Source organism: Dietzia alimentaria 72 (assembly GCF_000226215.1).
Lineage (GTDB): Bacteria > Actinomycetota > Actinomycetes > Mycobacteriales > Mycobacteriaceae > Dietzia > Dietzia alimentaria.
The window spans coordinates 253,873-271,703 of sequence record NZ_AGFF01000023.1; the positions used below are offsets into that span (position 1 = coordinate 253,873).

Sequence of the window (17,831 nt, forward strand, 5' to 3'; positions counted from 1 at the left end):
GGGGTACGTGCCTCGGTCGTTTCCCTCTTAGGAGTGTGGGTAGTGGACACGACGATCCGAGTTGACCGGTCGATCCCGGGGCTCAGGGTGGTAACCGAATCCCTGCCTTGGTGCCACACCACGGCGGTTGGCGTATGGATCGGCTCGGGCTCCGCGGACGAACAGCCGATGGAACACGGCGCGGCCCACTTTCTGGAGCACGTGTTGTTCAAGAGGACCACGACGGCGAGTGGCCGGGAACTCTCGGAGCGGATCGACCTGCTGGGTGGTGACCTCAACGCCTACACCGGTCGGGAACACACCTGCTACCACGTGCACGTTCCGGCGGAAGGCCTCGCCACAGCGGTTGACGTGCTGGTCGATGTGGTGGCCAACGGCGTGTGCGACCCGAATGACGTGGAGATCGAGCGGGACATCGTTCTGGACGAGTTAGCCGGTCGGGCCGACGACCCGGAGGATCTCGCCTGCGAACTGGTGACCACCGCGGCGCTTGGCCACGACCCGCTCGCCCGACCGATCATCGGTACCGTGGAATCCGTGGAGTCCTTGGATTCCGAGACCCTTGTGGCATTCCATCGTCGGGCTCTACTGGCCGGTGACGTGGTTGTTGCGGCGGCAGGACGGGTCGACCACGACGCACTGGTCCGTCGCATCGCGGAAGGGCCGCTGGCGCGTGTCGTGCGCGACGCGGCCGCTCGGGAGAACTCCGAGAATTCACAGGAGGTCACCGGCACAACCGGGACTGTCGGTGGCCGGGGTGCCTGGGCGCCGACCCCGATACTGGTGGGGGAGGACGAGGACTCGGAACAGTCGTTGATCGCACTGGGACGCCGCACCCCGGCGCGGGATCACCGGGATCGGGCGACCGCGCAGATAGCCACCGCAGTCCTCGGGGGCGGGCTGAGTTCGAGACTGTTCCAGTGCATTCGGGAGGATCTCGGTCTGGCGTACACCGTCTACGCCAGCATGGACCAATTCCGCACGACCGGGCTGATGACGGTGGTGGCGGGATGCCCGTCCGCTCGCACTGAAGCTCTCTGCGAAGAACTCGGAACGGTCGTCGATGGCATGGCTACCGATCCTGCTTCCGCCGATGAGGTGGACAGGGCGTTCGGGCATCTCTCCGGTTCCATCCATCTCGGTCTGGATGATCCGCTGTCAAGGATGACGAGGATCGGACGCCACCTACTCGATAGGGATGCTGTTGTACCCGTCTCTGAATCGGTTGACCGTTTCCGCAGGGTGACCCGCGATGCGGTGGCGGATTACTGGGCCACTGAGACCGCCCCCTGGTGCCTGGCCGCGGTGGGACCCGGGATGCCCGGAGGCGGCGCGGCTGGGCTGCTCGGGAGGGTCGGCGGATAGGCTGGAAGGGTCTTGACGATAACGGAGGAGACCATGACGATGACCAAGGTCGGAGTGCTCGGTGCACGCGGGAAAGTCGGTACGGCGATCTGCGAGGCGGTCCGCGAGGCCGAGGACTTGGAGCTCGTCGCGGAGGTTGACCAGGGGGATTCTCTCCAGTCCCTCGTCGAGTCCGGCGCACAGGTCGTTGTCGACTTCACCCACCCCGATGTGGTGATGGAAAACCTCGAGTTCTGTGTGTCCAACGGTATCCACGCGGTGGTAGGGACGACCGGATTCACCGACGAGCGTTTGGATACGCTTCGTGGGTGGCTGGAGACGGAGCCCGAGACCGGGGTGCTGGTGGCTCCCAACTTCGCCATCGGTGCGATCCTCATGATGCGGTTCGCCGTGCAGGCCGCGCGTTACTACCCGTCCGCGGAAATCATTGAACTGCATCACCCGAACAAGGCCGACGCACCATCGGGCACCGCCCACCGCACGGCTGCCATGATGGCTGAGGCCCGCGCCGAGGCGGGCCTCGGGCCGTCTCCTGATGCCACCACGACCGGACTCGACGGCGCGCGAGGAGCCGATGTGGACGGCGTCCGAGTTCACTCTGTACGCGTGACCGGACTGGTCGCTCACCAGGAGGTCCTGCTCGGGACACAGGGGGAGACGCTCACCATCAGGCACGATTCGCTGGATCGCACTTCTTTCGCCCCGGGGGTTCTTCTGGGCGTCCGGTCTATAGGTTCGGCGCCGGGTCTCACCGTGGGGCTCGACGCCTTCATGGACCTGTAGGGGATCCATCGTGGACAGAATCGCTAAACCGACGGTCATGATCGTGACCGCCCTCGGTCTGCTGGTGGCATTCGGCTACCTGTTATTTCTCGGATGGGCCATGATCACGCGCTCGGACTTTCTGGCTATGCGTGGGCTCGGAGTAGGAATTATCCTGCTGACCTGTGTGGGCGCTTGGGCCACTTGGGCGATCGTGCGAAACGGGTTAGAGCTGCAGCGCATCTCCGCAGCTGCGGCGGCGGAGGGCATCGAGCTAGACCTGACCGGCCTCGACCAGCGTCCATCCGGCCGACTCGAGCACGCTGCGGCGGACGGCCTGTTCGACCAGGTCAGCGCCGAATACCAGGCCGCTCCGGACGATTGGAGGTCTCACTATCGGTTGGCCCGGGCCTACGACCATGCCGGCGACCGGATCCGGGCCCGCGAGGTGATGCGGGAGGCGATCAGCTTGCACGGTGCGGAGAAATCCCGTTCGGGGGAGTCACTGTGAGCATGGTTTTGGTGGTTCATCATGCGCCCTCCCCGCGCTTGCGGCGGATTCTGGAGTCGCTCGAAACCGGTCTGGCGCACCCGGAGCTCGAGGACGTCGAGGTCGAGTCGGTCCCGGCCCTGGCCACGACCGACGACCACGTTCTCCGTGCCGGGGGCTATGTTTTCCTGACCCCGGCGAACTTCGGCTATATGTCAGGCGCGCTCAAACACTTCTTCGACCGCAACTATTACACCTGTGAGGGTGCGGTCGCCGGTCGGCCCTACGCGCTCTGCGTGCACGGGGACAACGACACGTCCGGCGCCGTCACCTCAGTCGAGCGGATCGCGACCGGGTGGGACCTCCGTCAGGTCGGTCCGGCGTTGCAGTTGACCGGCGAGCCCGGGGGCGCTGAACTGGACGCCGCGGCCGACATCGCGGCCACCGTGGCCGCACATCTTCTCGGCTGACCCTGCCACCACCTTCTTGATTAGGAGCCTCATCATGTCCGAGCTCGTCCGGCGGCAGGTCCGCATGGTCGCGCACACCGCGTTCACCCCACCCGACGAGCTCGGGTGGGACACCGACTCGGAGGGTGGTTCCGCACTCGCCGAGTTCGCCGGTCGAGCCTGTTACCAGAGTTGGGACAAGCCGAACCCGCGCACCGCCACGAATGCGGGCTACCTCCGGCACATCCTGGAGGTCGGGCATCTGTCGGTGTTCGAGCACGCGAACGTGACCTTTTACATAACCGGGATATCGCGTTCCTGCACCCATGAGCTGATCCGGCATCGGCATTTCTCCTACAGTCAGCTCTCCCAGCGGTTCGTCCCCGAGCACGACTCGAAGGTCGTTCCACCCCCGGCCATCGCTGACGATCCTGAACTGGTGGAGATCTTTCAACGCGCCACTGATGCCTCACGTGACGCCTATGCGGAGATGCTCTCCAAGCTCGAGGACCGGTTTGCTGACGTGCCCAACCCGATGTTGCGTCACAAGCAAGCGCGCCAAGCCGCCAGATCCGTGCTCCCCAATGCCACCGAGACGAGAATCGTCGTGACCGGAAACTACAGGTCGTGGCGCCACTTCATCGGAATGCGAGCCACCGAGCATGCGGACACAGAGATCCGTGGTCTGGCGATCGATGTTCTTCGACAGCTCCGTGATGCAGCGCCAGCGGTGTTCTCGGACTTCGAGATCACGACGTTGGAGGACGGATCGGAGATCGCCGTGAGCCCGTACGTCCTGGAGGGATGACGCCACACCTCGGGTCGGAATCGGGTCTACCGACACACTGCGGGTACTCTGGGGCACCATGACACACGTGACCACCGGGGGCCCTGAAGGCTGGCAATCGCCGGCCGACAGCCGCCCCATCCCAACCGAAACCAGGCGCCCGACGCCGTTCGGCACGGTGCTCACGGCGATGGTCACCCCTTTCGGACCCGATGGTTACGTCGATCTGAAGGGTGTCGCACGTGTCTCGCAACATCTCGTGGACTCGGGGTGCGACGGTCTAGTCGTCTCCGGCACCACGGGGGAGTCACCCACCACGACGGACGCCGAGAAGATGGCAGTCCTGGAGACCGTTCTGGCGACGGTGGGGGACAGGGCGACGATCGTCGCCGGTGTCGGCACCTACGACACCGCCCATTCCGTCCACTGCGCACGCCAGGCCGCGGCCTCGGGCGCACACGGGATGCTCGTCGTGACGCCGTATTATTCGAAGCCAACCCAGGCGGGTCTCGACGCCCATTTCCGGACTATCGCCGACGCAACGGACCGGCCGGTGATGCTCTATGACATCCCGCCGCGGTCTGTAGTTCCCATCCAGGCGGACACTCTGATCGGCCTAGCCGCGCACCCGAACATCGTGGCGGTCAAGGATGCCAAGGGAGATTTCCACGATGCGGTGACGGTCATGTCGCACTGCGATCTTGTCTACTACTCGGGAGATGACCAGCTCAATCTCCCGTGGTTAGCCGTCGGAGCCAGTGGTTTCGTCAGTGTGATCGGCCACGTGGCCGCTCCACAATTGGTGGAACTGCGCCGCGCGTACCTCGCCGGCGATGTCGAGACGGCCCGCCGGATCAACCTCGGACTCCTCCCGCTCTTCGATGCCCAGCGGGCGCTCGGGGGCGTGTCGATGTCCAAGTCAGCACTAGAACTTCTCGGGATCCCGGCCGGAATGCCGCGTCTCCCGCAGTTACCACCAACCGATGAGCAGCAGCACGCACTCGCGTCGCTGCTGCACAGAGCAGGAGTCACCAGATGACAGAGAGTACCTCTAACAGTCGAGGACGGGGACGCACCCGTCGTGCCGCCGGTCGCCCCACCGGGGAGCCGGCACCGGCCACGGCTGTGCAGTTCACCGAGCCGTCCCCGGTCGCCTCGGCACGCGCCAGCGACAGTGGCAAGGGCGGCTCCACAGCCGACAAGGATCAGCAGGCCGCTTCTCGGCAGGACAAATCGCAGCAGCAGACCCAAAAGGACAAGGGCCAGCAGAGCCAGAAGCGGGATGCATCCAAGGGCGGAAGCCGTGGGGGCCGCGGACGCGGATCCTCCTCCGGCGGAGGCAATCAGGGCGGCAACAACCAGGGTGGTGGCCAGAACAACGGTGGCAACCAGAACGGTGGCGGTCAGAGCAACGATAACCAGGGTGGTGGCAGTCAGAACGGCGGCCGCAACCGTGGCGGGCGTGGCCGCGGGCGTGGTCGCGGCGATTCGTCGACCGCCGACTTTGGTGGTGTCAAGACGATGCAGGGTGCGGACATGACCGTCCGGCTCCCCAGCCCCCCCAAGCCCCGCAAGGGTGCGTTGCGACTGGTGGCACTCGGTGGCATCTCCGAGATCGGTCGCAACATGACCGTGTTCGAGTACGACTCGAAGTTGCTCATCGTGGATTGTGGCGTGCTGTTCCCCAGTTCGACCGAGCCCGGAGTCGACCTGATCCTGCCTGATTTTGGGCACATCGAGGATCGTCTCGACAACGTGGAAGCGCTGGTCCTCACCCACGGGCACGAGGACCACATCGGCGCCATCCCGTTCCTGCTGAAGTTGCGCCCGGACATCCCGGTCGTCGGCTCCAAGTTCACGCTCGCGCTGGTCGCCGCGAAGTGCCGCGAGCACCGCATCAAGCCGGTGTTCCACGAGGTCGACGAGTCGAGCATCAGCAAGTTCGGCGCGTTCGAGGTCAAGTACTTTGACGTGAACCACTCGATTCCAGAGTGCCTCGGTGTGGTCATCCACGCCGGAGGTAACTCCGTGATGATGACCGGTGACATCAAGCTCGACCAGCTCCCCACGGACAAGCGCCCCACCGACCTGCCCAAGATGTCGCGGTTCGGCGACGACGGCATCGACCTGCTGCTGGTGGACTCGACGAACGCCACCACCCCCGGCATCAGCCCGTCGGAGACCGGTGTCCGTCCGGCTCTCGAGCGGTTGATCGACGACGCGCGCCAGCTCGTCGTGGTGGCCTGCTTCGCCTCCAACGTCTACCGCGTGCAGTCGGTGGTCGAGGCGGCCGCAGCCTCCGGCCGCAAGGTTGCTCTGAACGGGCGATCGATGCTGCGAAACATGGAGATCGCACTCGAGATGGGCCTGCTCACCGATCCGTCGGGGGTAATCGTGGACATGGATGCCGCGGCCAAGCTCCCGTCCGAGAAGCTCGTGGTGGTGACCACCGGTACCCAGGGTGAATCGATGGCAGGCCTGTCTCGGATGGCCCGAAAGGAGCACCGTCAGGTGAACCTGTCCGGCGGCGATACCGTGCTGTTCTCCTCATCGCTCGTGCCGGGCAACGAGGAGGCCGTGTTCGGTGTCATGAACAGCCTGTCGCAGATGGGTGTCGAGGTGATCACGGGACGCGAGGCGAACATCCACGTCTCCGGTCACGGCTACTCCGGCGAGTTGCTCTTCATCTACAACGCCGTTCGCCCCAAGAACGCCATGCCTGTCCACGGCGAATGGCGGCACCTCCGTGCCAACAAGGCCCTCGCTATCGCCACTGGCGTACCCGAGAACAACGTTGTCCTGGCGCAGAACGGTGTGGTCGTCGAGTTGATCGACGGCAAGGCGTCCGTGGTCGGCCAGATCGCCGTCGGCAACTTGTACGTTGATGGCCTTTCGACAGGGGACGTCGGCGACACCGTACTCGCGGACCGCACAGCTCTCGCCGAGGACGGCTTCATCGTGGCCACGGTCGTGGTGGACCCCCGCACCGGGCGTCCGGTGAGCAAGCCGCAGATTATCGGTAAGGGTTTCACCGACGAGCCCGGTGCATTGGCACCGGTCGTCGAATTGGTGGAGAACGCACTGTGGGACCTCGCCGGCAAGGGCGAGACCGACCCGTACCGCCTCGCGCAGGCCGTGCGTCGGACCGTTGGTCAGTGGGTGTCCGAGAAGTGGCGCCGCAAGCCGATGATCGTGCCGACGGTCATCACCTCCGCTGGCGCGGAGGTCTAGGCAAGTGAGTTCCGATCGTCCGACCCTCGCCAGGCGTGAGCGCAGCGCACTCGTTGCGGCCATGCGTTCTTCGGGGCCTGACGCCCCGACCCTGTGCGAGGGCTGGACGACTCGCGACCTGGCCGCGCACCTCGTGGTGCGGGAGGGCCGGATCGATGCGGCCGCCGGGGTCGTCGTACCCGCGCTCGCCGCCCGCATGGAGGAGCTGCGACTCCGTGAGACCGAACGGCCGTGGGACGAGTTGCTCGACAGGATCGCTGGCGGTGCGCCCTGGTATTCCCCGCTGCGCTACGCCGATAAGTTGGCCAACGCAGCCGAGTACCTGGTCCACCACGAGGACGTCCGCCGAGCCGGTACCGAATGGACCGCCAGGCAGTTCGACGCGGAGGATCTTGACCGTATCTGGACACTTGGAACGACCGTCGCCAGGACATTCCTGCGCAAGGTGGACGCTCGTGTGGACATTCGGACCCCGGCCACGGTGCAGCTGGCCAAAGGCGGGTCGGTCTCGACCGGCGCGGCCCTGGCACCGTTGGTGAGCATCACGGCCGAGCCCATCGAAATGCTCCTGTGGGCGTTCGGCAGATCCGCGGTCAACGTGGACATCTCGGGCGCCCAGCGGGGTATCGATGCGCTCGAGTCCGTCCCGCGCGGCATCTGAAGGCCTCCCCGCCCGTGTGGCTGCTGTTACCAGTGTTGCTTAAGGCGTTAGAGTGAAGACCATGGCATCCACCTCGAGCACGCGGTCAACCCGTGCCCCCGGCGGCCGACGTCCGGCTTCGAAATCGGGAGCGCAGCGATCGACCAAGCCCACCCCGTCGTCAAGAAACGGCGCCACGCGGCGCGGGGCTGTCGTCTCGACACCCAAGACCACCACGCGGGGCGGTCGGCAGCCGGCCGCCCCCGCCCGCACCTCCGGCGCGTTCGGCGCCGTGGGCCGCGGTCTGGTCGGTAGCTGGGCAGCCGCGGCCCGCGGGATCGGACACGGTGTCCGGGGCCTCGGTGGTGGATCCGACGACGACAAGGTGGCTCCGCCACACAGGCGCGACGGGCTCGGACTGATACTGATCGGTGTGGCGATAATCTTCGCCGGAGCGGTGTGGTTCGGCGCGGCCGGCCCCATCGGACAGTGGATCAACACGGGGATCCGAACCGTGGTCGGAACCCCCGGCGCGCTCCTTCCGCTGCTCCTCGGCGGATGGGGCGTCCTGGTGATGGCCCGCGAGCCGCGTTCGGATGTGCATTCACGCTGGCTCGTCGGAACCACCGTCACCGGGCTCGGTGTTCTCGGACTCTGGCACCTGGGCTCGGGCTCGCCGGCCGACCCCGACGGTGTGCGCTCCGGCGCGGGCGTTCTGGGACGGATAATCGGTGGGGCTCTGGAGACCGGGCTTTCCGTCTTCGTGGCCATTCCGTTACTGGTCCTGGTTGTGGCGTTCGGAATTCTCGTGATCGTGGGAAGGCCGGCGCGCGAGATCCCGGCGATGGTCCGCGGCTTCTTTGGCTGGGACGGCAGCGGCGACATCGTCGATCACGACGGCTACGACGACGAATGGGGCGAGGACGCCACCACCGCCTACCCGGTAACCGAACTCGACCAGCCCGCGGAGCCCGAACGTCCTGTCTCAAGCCGCAGTTCGCGCCGGCGTGTCTCGTCCTGGTCCGACACCCCTACGGCCGGGGAGACCGTCGAGATGCCGGCGGCTGCACGCGCAGCGACGGAGTTGGCACGGTCTGTTGACCCCACCGGTGGACCGAATCCGGAGACGGATGCGACAACCGCGCCGACCCGGCCCCCGCGCGTACCTCGCAAGCGCGCCTCGCCCGCCCCCGAGACCGCATCCGCTCCCGTAGCCATTCCGGCCGCCGATGCTGGCGCGGCCGAAACGACTGCCGGTGCTTCCGATGCAGGTACCCGGTCGACCGCCTCCGCGGCGCGCGCGCCCAGGGTGGATGCCTCGGGGGTAGAGCAGAAAAACACCCCGGCCACCCACACGGCGTCCGACAGCGATGTGGAGCGACTGGACTCCCAGACGCAGCTGCTCAGTGGCGTCGAGTACTCACTGCCGCCGCTCACGTTGCTCACCGCAGGCGACCCGCCCAAGGCGCGTAGTGAATCCAACGACCAGATGATCGAGGCGATCCAGGGTGTCCTCGAACAGTTCAAGATCGACGCCGCCGTCACGGGGTTCACACGTGGGCCCACGGTCACCCGGTACGAGGTCGAGCTCGGGCCCGGCGTAAAGGTCGAGAAGATCACCGCTCTGCATCGGAACATCGCCTACGCGGTGGCTACTGACAACGTCCGACTGCTCGCACCCATCCCGGGCAAGTCGGCCGTGGGCATCGAGGTTCCCAACCTCGACCGCGAGCTTGTTCGCCTCGCTGATGTGCTCACCGACCCGCGTACTGCCAATAAGCACAACCCGACACTCATCGGGTTGGGTAAGGACATTGAGGGCGACTTCGTCACGGCGGACCTGGCCAAGATGCCGCACCTACTGGTAGCCGGCTCTACCGGTTCAGGTAAGTCCAGCTTCGTGAACTCCATGCTGGTCTCATTGCTCGCACGCGCCACGCCTGACGAGGTCCGCCTCATTCTGATCGACCCCAAGATGGTCGAGCTCACGCCGTACGAGGGTATTCCGCATCTCATCACCCCGATCATCACGCAGCCGAAAAAGGCCGCGGCCGCGCTCGCATGGCTGGTCGAGGAGATGGAACAGCGGTACCAGGACATGAAGTCCACACGGGTGCGCCATATCAGTGACTTCAATGACAGGGTGAAGTCGGGGGAGATCACGACGCCGCCCGGTAGCCAACGCGAATACCGTCCGTACCCGTACATCGTCGCGGTCGTCGACGAGCTCGCCGACCTCATGATGACGGCGCCACGGGATGTCGAGGACGCGATCGTCCGGATCACACAGAAGGCCCGCGCGGCCGGAATCCACCTGGTCCTTGCGACGCAACGTCCGTCGGTGGACGTCGTGACCGGATTGATCAAGACCAACGTTCCGTCACGACTGGCTTTCGCGACCTCGTCTCTGACCGACTCGAGGGTCATCCTCGACCAGCCCGGTGCTGAAAAACTTGTCGGCATGGGTGACGGCCTCTTCATTCCGATGGGCGCGTCGCGTCCCGTCCGTATGCAGGGCGCGTTTATCACCGACGAGGAGATCCAGGAGGTCGTGGAACACGCCAAGAACCAGGCTGAACCCGACTACGACGACACGGTGACCGCCGAGAAGGCGGACGCGAAGAAGGACATCGACGGAGACATCGGCGACGACCTCGACGACCTCTTGGCCGCCGTGGAACTGGTGGTCTCCAGCCAGTTCGGGTCGACGTCGATGCTCCAGCGCAAGTTGCGAGTGGGTTTTGCCAAGGCCGGACGACTCATGGACCTCATGGAGTCGCGCGACATCGTGGGCCCCTCCGAGGGATCCAAGGCGCGAGATGTACTGGTCAAGCCCGACGAATTGGCGTCCGTGATGTGGATGATCAAGGGCGGCACCCCGCCCGAGAGCGAGTCCGACGGCGAGCAGGCGGAACTGGACGACTCCATACACTCGCCGGTGGGCTGATCCCGCGTGGCCCGGCGATCGCCCGGCCACGCGGTTGTCAGGAGAATGCGCCGAAGACGGGCATCCACTGCCGCACCGTGAATTCCGGAACCATTCCGCGCAGGCAGTGGGGGTCCTGCTGTACCAGCGATCGGGCCGCCTCGTCGTCGTCGGCCTCCACGAGAAGCAACGCACCGGAACCGTCCACGAACGGCCCCACCGTCACTATGGAACCTTCCGCGACGCGGGCCTCCAACCACTCCCGGTGCGCCGGCTTGTTGGCCTCGCGTTGTTCGGCGCGGGCGGCCTCGTAGCGGTAGGTGACGGCAAAGATCGGCATCGGGTTGACTCCCTGTGGTTCGAGACATCGGGGATGATGTTCGATCAAGGGTATTCGTGAGCCTCTCGCTAAGGTGTGGGGGTGACTGCTTCCACGTCCGAGGACGGCTCCCGACCCGTCGAGGTCCGAGTGCTCAACATCGCGAATGTGCTCACCATGCTTCGCATCCTGTTGGTGCCGGTGTTCGTCGTGGTGTTCTTCAACGACGGCGCCGAAGACGCGTGGTGGCGCGTGGGCGCCTTCGTCGTGTTCGCCGTAGCCATGTTCACCGATTACGTCGACGGGTACCTCGCCCGCAGGCTCGGGCTGGTTACCGACTTCGGCAAAATCGCCGACCCCATTGCCGACAAGGCGCTGATTGCCGCGGCCATGATTTCGCTGTCCTTGGTCCACGAACTGTTCTGGTGGGTCACCGTGGTGATCCTGGTCCGCGAAGTCGGTATCACCCTGTGGCGGCTGTTCGGCGTGGACCACGTGGTGGCCGCCAGTAAGGGCGGCAAACTCAAGACTGTCACCCAGACCGTGGGGCTGGGCATGCTCATCCTTCCGCTTCCGCACTGGTTCTGGCCGATCGAGTGGGCGGTGATGGGCGTCGCCGTGGCTTTGACCGTCTACACGGGAATCGACTACTTGGTGAAGGCTCGCCGCGCTGCTGACGCCGCCCGGGAGTCACATGACACGCCCGCATGAGCCGAATGCCCGGGCCGTCGACGTCGTGGAGGCGTTCCGGTCCCGGGGTTGGACCCTGGCGACCGCCGAATCTCTGACCGCGGGCCTGCTCGCCGCAACTGTCGCGGAGGTTCCCGGCGCAAGCGCGGTGTTGCGTGGAGGTCTGATCGTCTACGCCACCGATCTCAAGCACGACCTCGCGAATGTGCCGACGGCGGTGCTGAAGCGATACGGAGCGGTGTCTCCCGAGACCGCGCAGGCGTTGGCCGCAGGCGCGGCTGAGCGATGCGGTGCCGACGTCGGGGTGGGACTGACAGGGGTGGCAGGGCCGGACCGTCAGGAAGGAAAGCCATCCGGAACCGTGTACCTCGGCCTGTGTGCGCCGGGACTGGAGCCGTGGGCCGTCCCCCTCCGATTGGACGGTGACCGCCATCGGATCCGCCGCACCGCCGTCGATGCGGCTTTGGAACAGATCGTGCTGCTGACCGGGGGAGTGGACAACGTGAATCACGGTGGCGGGAACGTTTCCGGCAGTTGATGCGTTATACCCCGTGATGCCGAACATCCAGATGACCACGCTGCCCCGACCGGACCACCGGAGCGGGCCACCTCTGCTGCGCGAGACTCTCGGGAACGTACTGCGTGGACTACGCGGCGAGACCGGTCGCACGCTGCGGGACGTGGCCGACGCCGCCCGGGTGAGTCCCGGCTACCTCTCGGAGATCGAACGCGGCCGCAAGGAGGCCTCGAGCGAACTCCTCGCCTCGATCTCCGGCGCCCTTGACGTCTCTCTGGGCGAGATTCTCATCCGCGCGGCTTTCGAGGTCTCACCCCCCGGGACTATCACCGACCCCGTGCTCGCGGCCTGAGCTCCGGCGGGTGACGCCCGCCGCTCGCCCGTCGGCGTTGTTCGGTACCGTGGTATCGACCCGTCGTCCGAATCGGCAGAAGGACACTACGCAGCGATGGCCAATCCATTCACCAAGGCATGGCGCTACCTGATGGCGTTGTTCGATTCGAAGATCGACGAGAAGGCCGATCCCAAGGTCCAGATCCAGCAGGCTATCGCCGACGCCCAGCGTCAGCATCAGCAACTGTCCCAGCAGGCGGCTGCCGTCATCGGCAATCAGCGCCAGCTGGAGATGAAGCTCAATCGCCAGCTCGCCGATATCGAGAAGTTGCAGGGCTCGACCCGGCAGGCTCTCCAGATGTCCGAGCAGGCTCACCAGAACGGCGATGTGCAGAAGGCGACGGAGTACGAGAACGCCGCCGAGGCGTTTGCTGCTCAGCTCGTGACTGCTGAGCAGAACGTCGAAGACCTCAAGGGGCTGCACGACCAGTCATTGCAGGCGGCGGGCCAGGCCAAGAAGGCCGTCGAACAGAATGCGATGGTGTTGCAGCAGAGGGTCGCCGAGCGAACGAAGCTCCTGAGCCAGCTCGAGCAGGCGAAGATGCAGGAGCAGGTCAGTGCCTCATTGCAGTCGATGTCCGAGGTGTCTTCCGGTGGCAACACCCCGAACTTGGACCAGGTGCGCGACAAGATCGAGCGCCGCTACGCCAACGCATTAGGATCCGCAGAGCTCGCACAAAATTCCGTTCAGGGACGCATGCTCGAGGTCGAGCAGGCCTCGACGCAGATGGCGGGCCACAGTCGACTCGAGCAGATCCGTGCGTCAATGAAGGCCGAGGGTGGGCAACTCGGCCAGGGCACCGGCTCTGCCGGTCAATTGGGGCAGGGGCAGGCCCAGCCGTCCACACCGCCGCAGCAGCAGGCGCAGACCGAACAACAGTGATCTGACAGGTAGCGGGCCGTCGGCGGGTTTGCCGACGGCCCGTTGTCGTCCCAAACGGAGGAGGGGCAGGTGACTCTCACCGAGTTTCAGGCCAGGACCGTCGAGGCTTTCGGCGATCTTCGGGCCGACCACTTGATCCGCACACACAATCTGGCTGCCTGCGGTGGTCAGACGGCGCAGGAGGCGATCGATGCGGGGCAGTCCGTGAAACAGGTCTGGCTGGCCCTGTGCAGTGAGTTCGATGTCTCCGAACATTTGCGCTAACCGTTCCCGGGCGGCGTGTCGTTCGCTCTCGAACACCCGTTCGCCTATAGTGGGATGGACATGACGACGGGTTGCCGTTATCCACACGGCGTCGTCCCTCCACAGGGAGCGGTCGCCGGGCCTCGTAGGACGATTCGTGTCGTACCCGGCCCGTAACGTCCGCGAGTGATGACCACACAGACCGATCGGCGGCGTGCCGGGGGTCGAGCACGAACGGAGCAGGCACATGGCAGCTAAGGCCAAGACAAGCACGGGTAAGCCCGGAGTCGCACAAAATCGTGAGCAGGCACTGGAGCTTGCTCTGGCTCAGATCGACAAAGCCTACGGCAAGGGCTCCGTCATGCGACTGGGCGACGACAACCGGCCCCCCATTCAAGTCATTCCTTCGGGTGCATTGTCCCTCGACGTCGCCTTGGGTGTGGGCGGCTTTCCCCGTGGCCGCGTCGTCGAGATCTACGGCCCAGAGTCCTCGGGTAAGACCACTGTCGCTCTGCACGCTGTAGCCAATGCCCAGGCTGCTGGCGGGATCGCGGCGTTCATCGACGCGGAGCACGCGCTCGATCCCGAGTACGCCCGCAAACTCGGCGTAGATACGGACAACCTGATCGTTTCGCAGCCCGACACCGGTGAGCAGGCGCTCGAGATCGCCGACATGCTCGTCAAGTCAGGTGCGATCGACATCCTGGTGATCGACTCCGTGGCGGCGCTGGTCCCGCGTGCGGAGATCGAGGGTGAGATGGGCGACAGCCACGTGGGTTTGCAGGCCCGGCTCATGAGCCAGGCGCTCCGGAAGATGACTGGCGCGTTGCACAACACCGGCACCACCGCTGTATTCATCAACCAGCTCCGCGAGAAGATCGGTGTGATGTTCGGCTCGCCCGAGACCACCACCGGTGGTAAGGCCCTGAAGTTCTACGCATCCGTGCGGCTGGACGTCCGCCGAATCGAGACCTTGAAGGACGGTGCCGATGCAGTTGGTAACCGAACCAAGGTGAAGGTCGTCAAGAACAAGGTCGCACCGCCGTTCAAGATCGCCGAGTTCGACATCATCTACGGCGAGGGCATCAGCCGCGAGGGCTCGCTCATCGACATGGGGGTGGACAACGGGTTCATCAAGAAGTCCGGATCGTGGTTCACATATGGTCCGGACCAGCTCGGTCAAGGTAAGGAGAATGCCCGCCGGTATCTTAAGGACAACCCGTCAGTCCGCGATGAGATCGAGCGAAAGATCTTGGACAAGCTCAACATCGGTGCCGGCGCGGAACTCGCGGAGATCGAGGCGGAGTCTGACGAGGACGCGCCGATCGACGTGGTGCCCGTCGAGTTCTGATGACCATTTCTGGTCGCCGAGGCGTCGGGTCGGACGAACCTGTGGATGCAGACGATCTCCGCGCCGCCATCGCCGCCGTGGAGTCACGCCCCTCAGGCTCGTCGGACCTGCCGCCCTTGGCTCCCGAAGCCCATGAGGCAGCCGCGGCAGCTTTGCGCCTTCTGCGGTACCGGCCGCGTAGCGAGCACGAGCTCCGAGAACGGCTGCTCGCCAGAGAGTATGCCCCGGAAGCGGTCGACGAGGCTGTGAGCCGTCTCAGGGTGTGGGGTCTTGTCGACGACGCGGAGTTCGCCGAAGAATGGGTTCGTGGTCGGCGGCGCAGGCGCGGACGGTCGCGGGGCGCACTCGAACGCGAACTCCGGAACAAGGGTGTGGCCGAGAGGCATATCACGGGCGCGGTGGCAAACATCGACGATTCGGACGATCGCGAACAGGCCACGGAGCTCGTGAGGGCGCGCCTGGCACGCAAGCCCGCCTCCAGTCAATCCGTGGCCGATCTCCAGGGGGAGAAGCGGAGGCTCCTGGCCTATCTGGCCAGGCGGGGCTATCCGACGGGGTTGGCGATGTCGGTGGTCAACGCCGAATTGGCGGCCTACGCCTCGTGCTGAGTACCCTGGCCTGCGTGGATTCTCTCGTAACCGACCTGCAGCCGGCGGAGGAGGGCGCTCTCACGGAGGGCGTCGACGGACGCACCTATCAGGTACGCACTTTCGGATGTCAGATGAACGTTCATGACTCCGAACGGCTTTCCGGCGTGCTCGACGCCGCCGGATACGTGCCCTTTCAGGGCGACGCCGATCCCTCGACCGGTCAGCTTCCCGACCTCGTAGTGTTCAATACCTGCGCTGTTCGCGAAAATGCGGACAACCGCCTGTACGGCACGCTCGGGAACCTACGACCGTGGAAGGACGCAAATCCGCGATTACAGATTGCGGTCGGTGGTTGCCTGGCGCAGAAAGACAAAGATGTCGTGGTCTCCCGGGCCCCATGGGTGGACGTGGTCTTTGGAACTCACAACCTCGGTCACCTGCCGACCCTCCTCGACCGGTCGCGCCACAACCAGCGTGCTGAGATCGAGATAGCAGATTCCCTCCAGCATTTCCCGTCGACGTTGCCGGCGACACGCGAATCGGCGTACGCCGGCTGGGTGTCCGTCTCCGTCGGCTGTAACAACACCTGCACCTTCTGCATTGTGCCCTCCCTGCGGGGCAAAGAAGTCGACCGTAGACCAGGAGAGGTCCTGGCCGAGATGCAGGCACTCGCCGACGAAGGGGTTCTCGAGGTCACCCTGCTCGGACAGAACGTCAATGCCTACGGTCGGTCTTTCCACGATCTCGAGGAGCCGTCCGACAAGGGAGCCTTCGCTAAACTGCTCCGCGCCGCTGGCCGGATCGAGGGGATCGAACGTATAAGGTTCACCTCGCCACACCCGGCTGAGTTCACTGATGACGTGATCGAGGCGATGGCCTCCACTCCCACGGTATGTCCCCAACTGCACATGCCGCTTCAATCCGGATCCGACAGGGTACTGCGTGCGATGCGGCGATCGTACAGATCGGAAAAATTTCTCGGGATCCTGGACCGCGTCAGGGTGGCGATGCCCCACGCCGCGATCACGACCGACATCATCGTCGGGTTCCCCGGTGAGACCGAAGAGGATTTTCAGGCCACCCTTGACGTCGTCGAGAAGGCCCGCTTCAGCAGTGCATTCACCTTCCAATACTCGCCGCGCCCGGGTACTCCGGCGGCGACCATGGCGGACCAAGTCCCCAAAGCCGTCGTGCAGGAACGTTACGAACGGTTGATTGATCTTCAGGACCGGATCACCCTAGAGGAGAACCAGAAGCAGGTCGGAGGCGTCGTCGAACTGCTCGTGACCGCCGACCAGGGTCGAAAAGACGCCGCGACTGCCCGGATGACCGGCAGGGCTCGCGACGGTCGACTCGTCCACTTCGCTCCGATCGGCGACCAGATCGGGCCCGTCAGGCCGGGCGACATGATCACCACATCGATCACCAGGGCGGCGCCGTCGCATCTGCTCGCAGACGATGGCGTCTTGAGCCATCGCAGGACCCGCGCGGGTGACCGCCACGAGGCGGGCGAGAAGCCGGAGACACCACCGATCGGCGTCGGACTGGGCCTTCCCACACTCCGACGTGACACCGGCGTGGTCGAAATCGACGCCGACACCACCGAGAAGGGATGCCACACGTGAGCACCGAAGATCGGCCCGACCCCATCGCGGGGATTATGGAAGTCACACAGAAGGCCGAGTCGGACCTACGGAACAAGGACCGGGTTCTCGGCCGCACCCTTGTGATCGGTAAGGCCTACCTCGTGTCTGCGGTCCTGATCGTGCTGCTTGCGGTAGCGCTTGCGCTGCCACACAGTGCGGGCGTCCGAGGGTTCGACGTACTGTTTTTCACCGATGTCGCCCGTGAGCAACAGACGTCACTGCCTTCGCACCTGTTCGTGCTTCTCTATTCCGTCGGCACCATCCTGTTCGGCGGCACGATGATCCTCACCCAGAAATGGTGGGCGGCCGGGATCGCGTGGAGTGCGACATGTGTGGCTGCCGTCTATGGGGTCCTCGCGATCTGGCTTCGGCAGTCCGGTCGTGGACCGAACCCGGATTTCGAGAACTTCGGCGCGCCGGGGATCGGGCTCTATATCAGCGAGATCCTCGTCTTCCTGCTGGTGGGTTTCCTCGCCGCCGTGCTGTGGGCGCGGGTCCCGGAGCAGCGTGTGCTCGAGGAGTCCGCGCGCCACGGCGACGGCGAATGAC

General features: G+C 65.3%; 19 protein-coding genes. 18 read left to right on the plus strand and 1 reads right to left on the minus strand.

Annotated elements, in window-relative coordinates:
* Positions 1–42: 42 nt before the first annotated feature.
* Genes ON04_RS10605 through ON04_RS10645 form a run of 9 tightly spaced genes read left to right on the plus strand, consistent with a single transcriptional unit; the run spans position 43 to position 10,671 of the window.
* The gene (locus tag ON04_RS10605) at positions 43–1,365 is read left to right on the plus strand and encodes a M16 family metallopeptidase (protein ID WP_010541595.1); all 1,323 of its coding nucleotides are present in this window, start codon (positions 43–45) and stop codon (positions 1,363–1,365) included.
* Positions 1,366–1,398: 33 nt separating this feature from the next.
* A complete protein-coding gene (gene dapB / locus ON04_RS10610; protein ID WP_010541596.1) occupies positions 1,399–2,148 on the plus strand; it encodes a 4-hydroxy-tetrahydrodipicolinate reductase in 750 nt (249 codons plus the stop codon).
* Between the two features lie 10 nt (positions 2,149–2,158).
* Positions 2,159–2,638 carry a hypothetical protein gene (locus tag ON04_RS10615; protein WP_141564739.1) on the plus strand — a complete coding sequence of 160 codons (480 nt, stop codon included), beginning with the start codon at positions 2,159–2,161 and terminating at the stop codon, positions 2,636–2,638.
* Positions 2,635–3,087, plus strand: a complete 453-nt coding sequence (locus ON04_RS10620; protein ID WP_010541598.1) for a flavodoxin family protein — start codon at positions 2,635–2,637, stop codon at positions 3,085–3,087. The genes ON04_RS10615 and ON04_RS10620 overlap by 4 nt, the downstream gene beginning before the upstream one ends.
* 34 nt (positions 3,088–3,121) lie before the next feature.
* Positions 3,122–3,874 carry an FAD-dependent thymidylate synthase gene (gene thyX / locus ON04_RS10625; protein WP_010541599.1) on the plus strand — a complete coding sequence of 251 codons (753 nt, stop codon included), beginning with the start codon at positions 3,122–3,124 and terminating at the stop codon, positions 3,872–3,874.
* A 58-nt stretch (positions 3,875–3,932) separates the two neighbouring features.
* On the plus strand, positions 3,933–4,892 hold the full coding sequence (dapA, locus tag ON04_RS10630; protein WP_193350605.1) for a 4-hydroxy-tetrahydrodipicolinate synthase: 960 nt from the start codon (positions 3,933–3,935) through the stop codon (positions 4,890–4,892).
* A complete protein-coding gene (locus ON04_RS10635) occupies positions 4,889–7,084 on the plus strand; it encodes a ribonuclease J (RefSeq protein WP_029458243.1) in 2,196 nt (731 codons plus the stop codon). Before dapA ends, ON04_RS10635 begins: the two co-directional genes overlap by 4 nt.
* 4 nt (positions 7,085–7,088) lie before the next feature.
* Positions 7,089–7,745 (plus strand): TIGR03085 family metal-binding protein, encoded by a 657-nt coding sequence (locus tag ON04_RS10640; protein WP_010541602.1) that lies wholly within the window; start codon positions 7,089–7,091, stop codon positions 7,743–7,745.
* 52 nt (positions 7,746–7,797) lie between these two features.
* Positions 7,798–10,671 (plus strand): FtsK/SpoIIIE family DNA translocase, encoded by a 2,874-nt coding sequence (locus ON04_RS10645; RefSeq protein ID WP_010541603.1) that lies wholly within the window; start codon positions 7,798–7,800, stop codon positions 10,669–10,671.
* 37 nt (positions 10,672–10,708) lie between these two features.
* Here the strand turns inward: ON04_RS10645 and ON04_RS10650 are convergent, their stop codons facing one another.
* Positions 10,709–10,990, minus strand: a complete 282-nt coding sequence (locus ON04_RS10650) for a YciI family protein (protein ID WP_010541604.1) — start codon at positions 10,988–10,990, stop codon at positions 10,709–10,711.
* Between the two features lie 81 nt (positions 10,991–11,071).
* Here ON04_RS10650 and pgsA point away from each other — a divergent pair, with 81 nt between their 5' ends.
* The 9 genes from pgsA to ON04_RS10695 all read left to right on the plus strand — a co-directional run bounded on the left by pgsA (position 11,072) and on the right by ON04_RS10695 (position 17,830).
* Complete coding sequence (pgsA, locus tag ON04_RS10655; RefSeq protein ID WP_010541605.1) at positions 11,072–11,680, plus strand: CDP-diacylglycerol--glycerol-3-phosphate 3-phosphatidyltransferase; 609 nt, start codon at positions 11,072–11,074, stop codon at positions 11,678–11,680.
* Positions 11,664–12,197, plus strand: coding sequence for a CinA family protein (locus ON04_RS10660; RefSeq protein ID WP_010541606.1), 534 nt, complete (start codon positions 11,664–11,666; stop codon positions 12,195–12,197). Before pgsA ends, ON04_RS10660 begins: the two co-directional genes overlap by 17 nt.
* Before the next feature lie 16 nt (positions 12,198–12,213).
* Positions 12,214–12,528 carry a helix-turn-helix domain-containing protein gene (locus ON04_RS10665; RefSeq protein ID WP_010541607.1) on the plus strand — a complete coding sequence of 105 codons (315 nt, stop codon included), beginning with the start codon at positions 12,214–12,216 and terminating at the stop codon, positions 12,526–12,528.
* 96 nt (positions 12,529–12,624) lie between these two features.
* Positions 12,625–13,452, plus strand: coding sequence for a PspA/IM30 family protein (locus tag ON04_RS10670; protein WP_010541608.1), 828 nt, complete (start codon positions 12,625–12,627; stop codon positions 13,450–13,452).
* A 69-nt stretch (positions 13,453–13,521) separates the two neighbouring features.
* Positions 13,522–13,716, plus strand: coding sequence for a DUF3046 domain-containing protein (locus ON04_RS10675; RefSeq protein ID WP_010541609.1), 195 nt, complete (start codon positions 13,522–13,524; stop codon positions 13,714–13,716).
* A 226-nt stretch (positions 13,717–13,942) separates the two neighbouring features.
* Positions 13,943–15,046, plus strand: coding sequence for a recombinase RecA (gene recA, locus ON04_RS10680; protein WP_010541610.1), 1,104 nt, complete (start codon positions 13,943–13,945; stop codon positions 15,044–15,046).
* A gap of 41 nt (positions 15,047–15,087) precedes the next feature.
* Positions 15,088–15,654, plus strand: a complete 567-nt coding sequence (locus tag ON04_RS10685) for a regulatory protein RecX (protein WP_010541611.1) — start codon at positions 15,088–15,090, stop codon at positions 15,652–15,654.
* Entirely contained in the window at positions 15,630–17,261 is a 1,632-nt protein-coding gene (gene miaB, locus ON04_RS10690) for a tRNA (N6-isopentenyl adenosine(37)-C2)-methylthiotransferase MiaB (protein WP_420795347.1), read from the plus strand. The genes ON04_RS10685 and miaB overlap by 25 nt, the downstream gene beginning before the upstream one ends.
* On the plus strand, positions 17,249–17,830 hold the full coding sequence (locus tag ON04_RS10695; protein WP_029458248.1) for an Rv2732c family membrane protein: 582 nt from the start codon (positions 17,249–17,251) through the stop codon (positions 17,828–17,830). The genes miaB and ON04_RS10695 overlap by 13 nt, the downstream gene beginning before the upstream one ends.
* The last annotated feature ends 1 nt before the right edge of the window (position 17,831 follow it).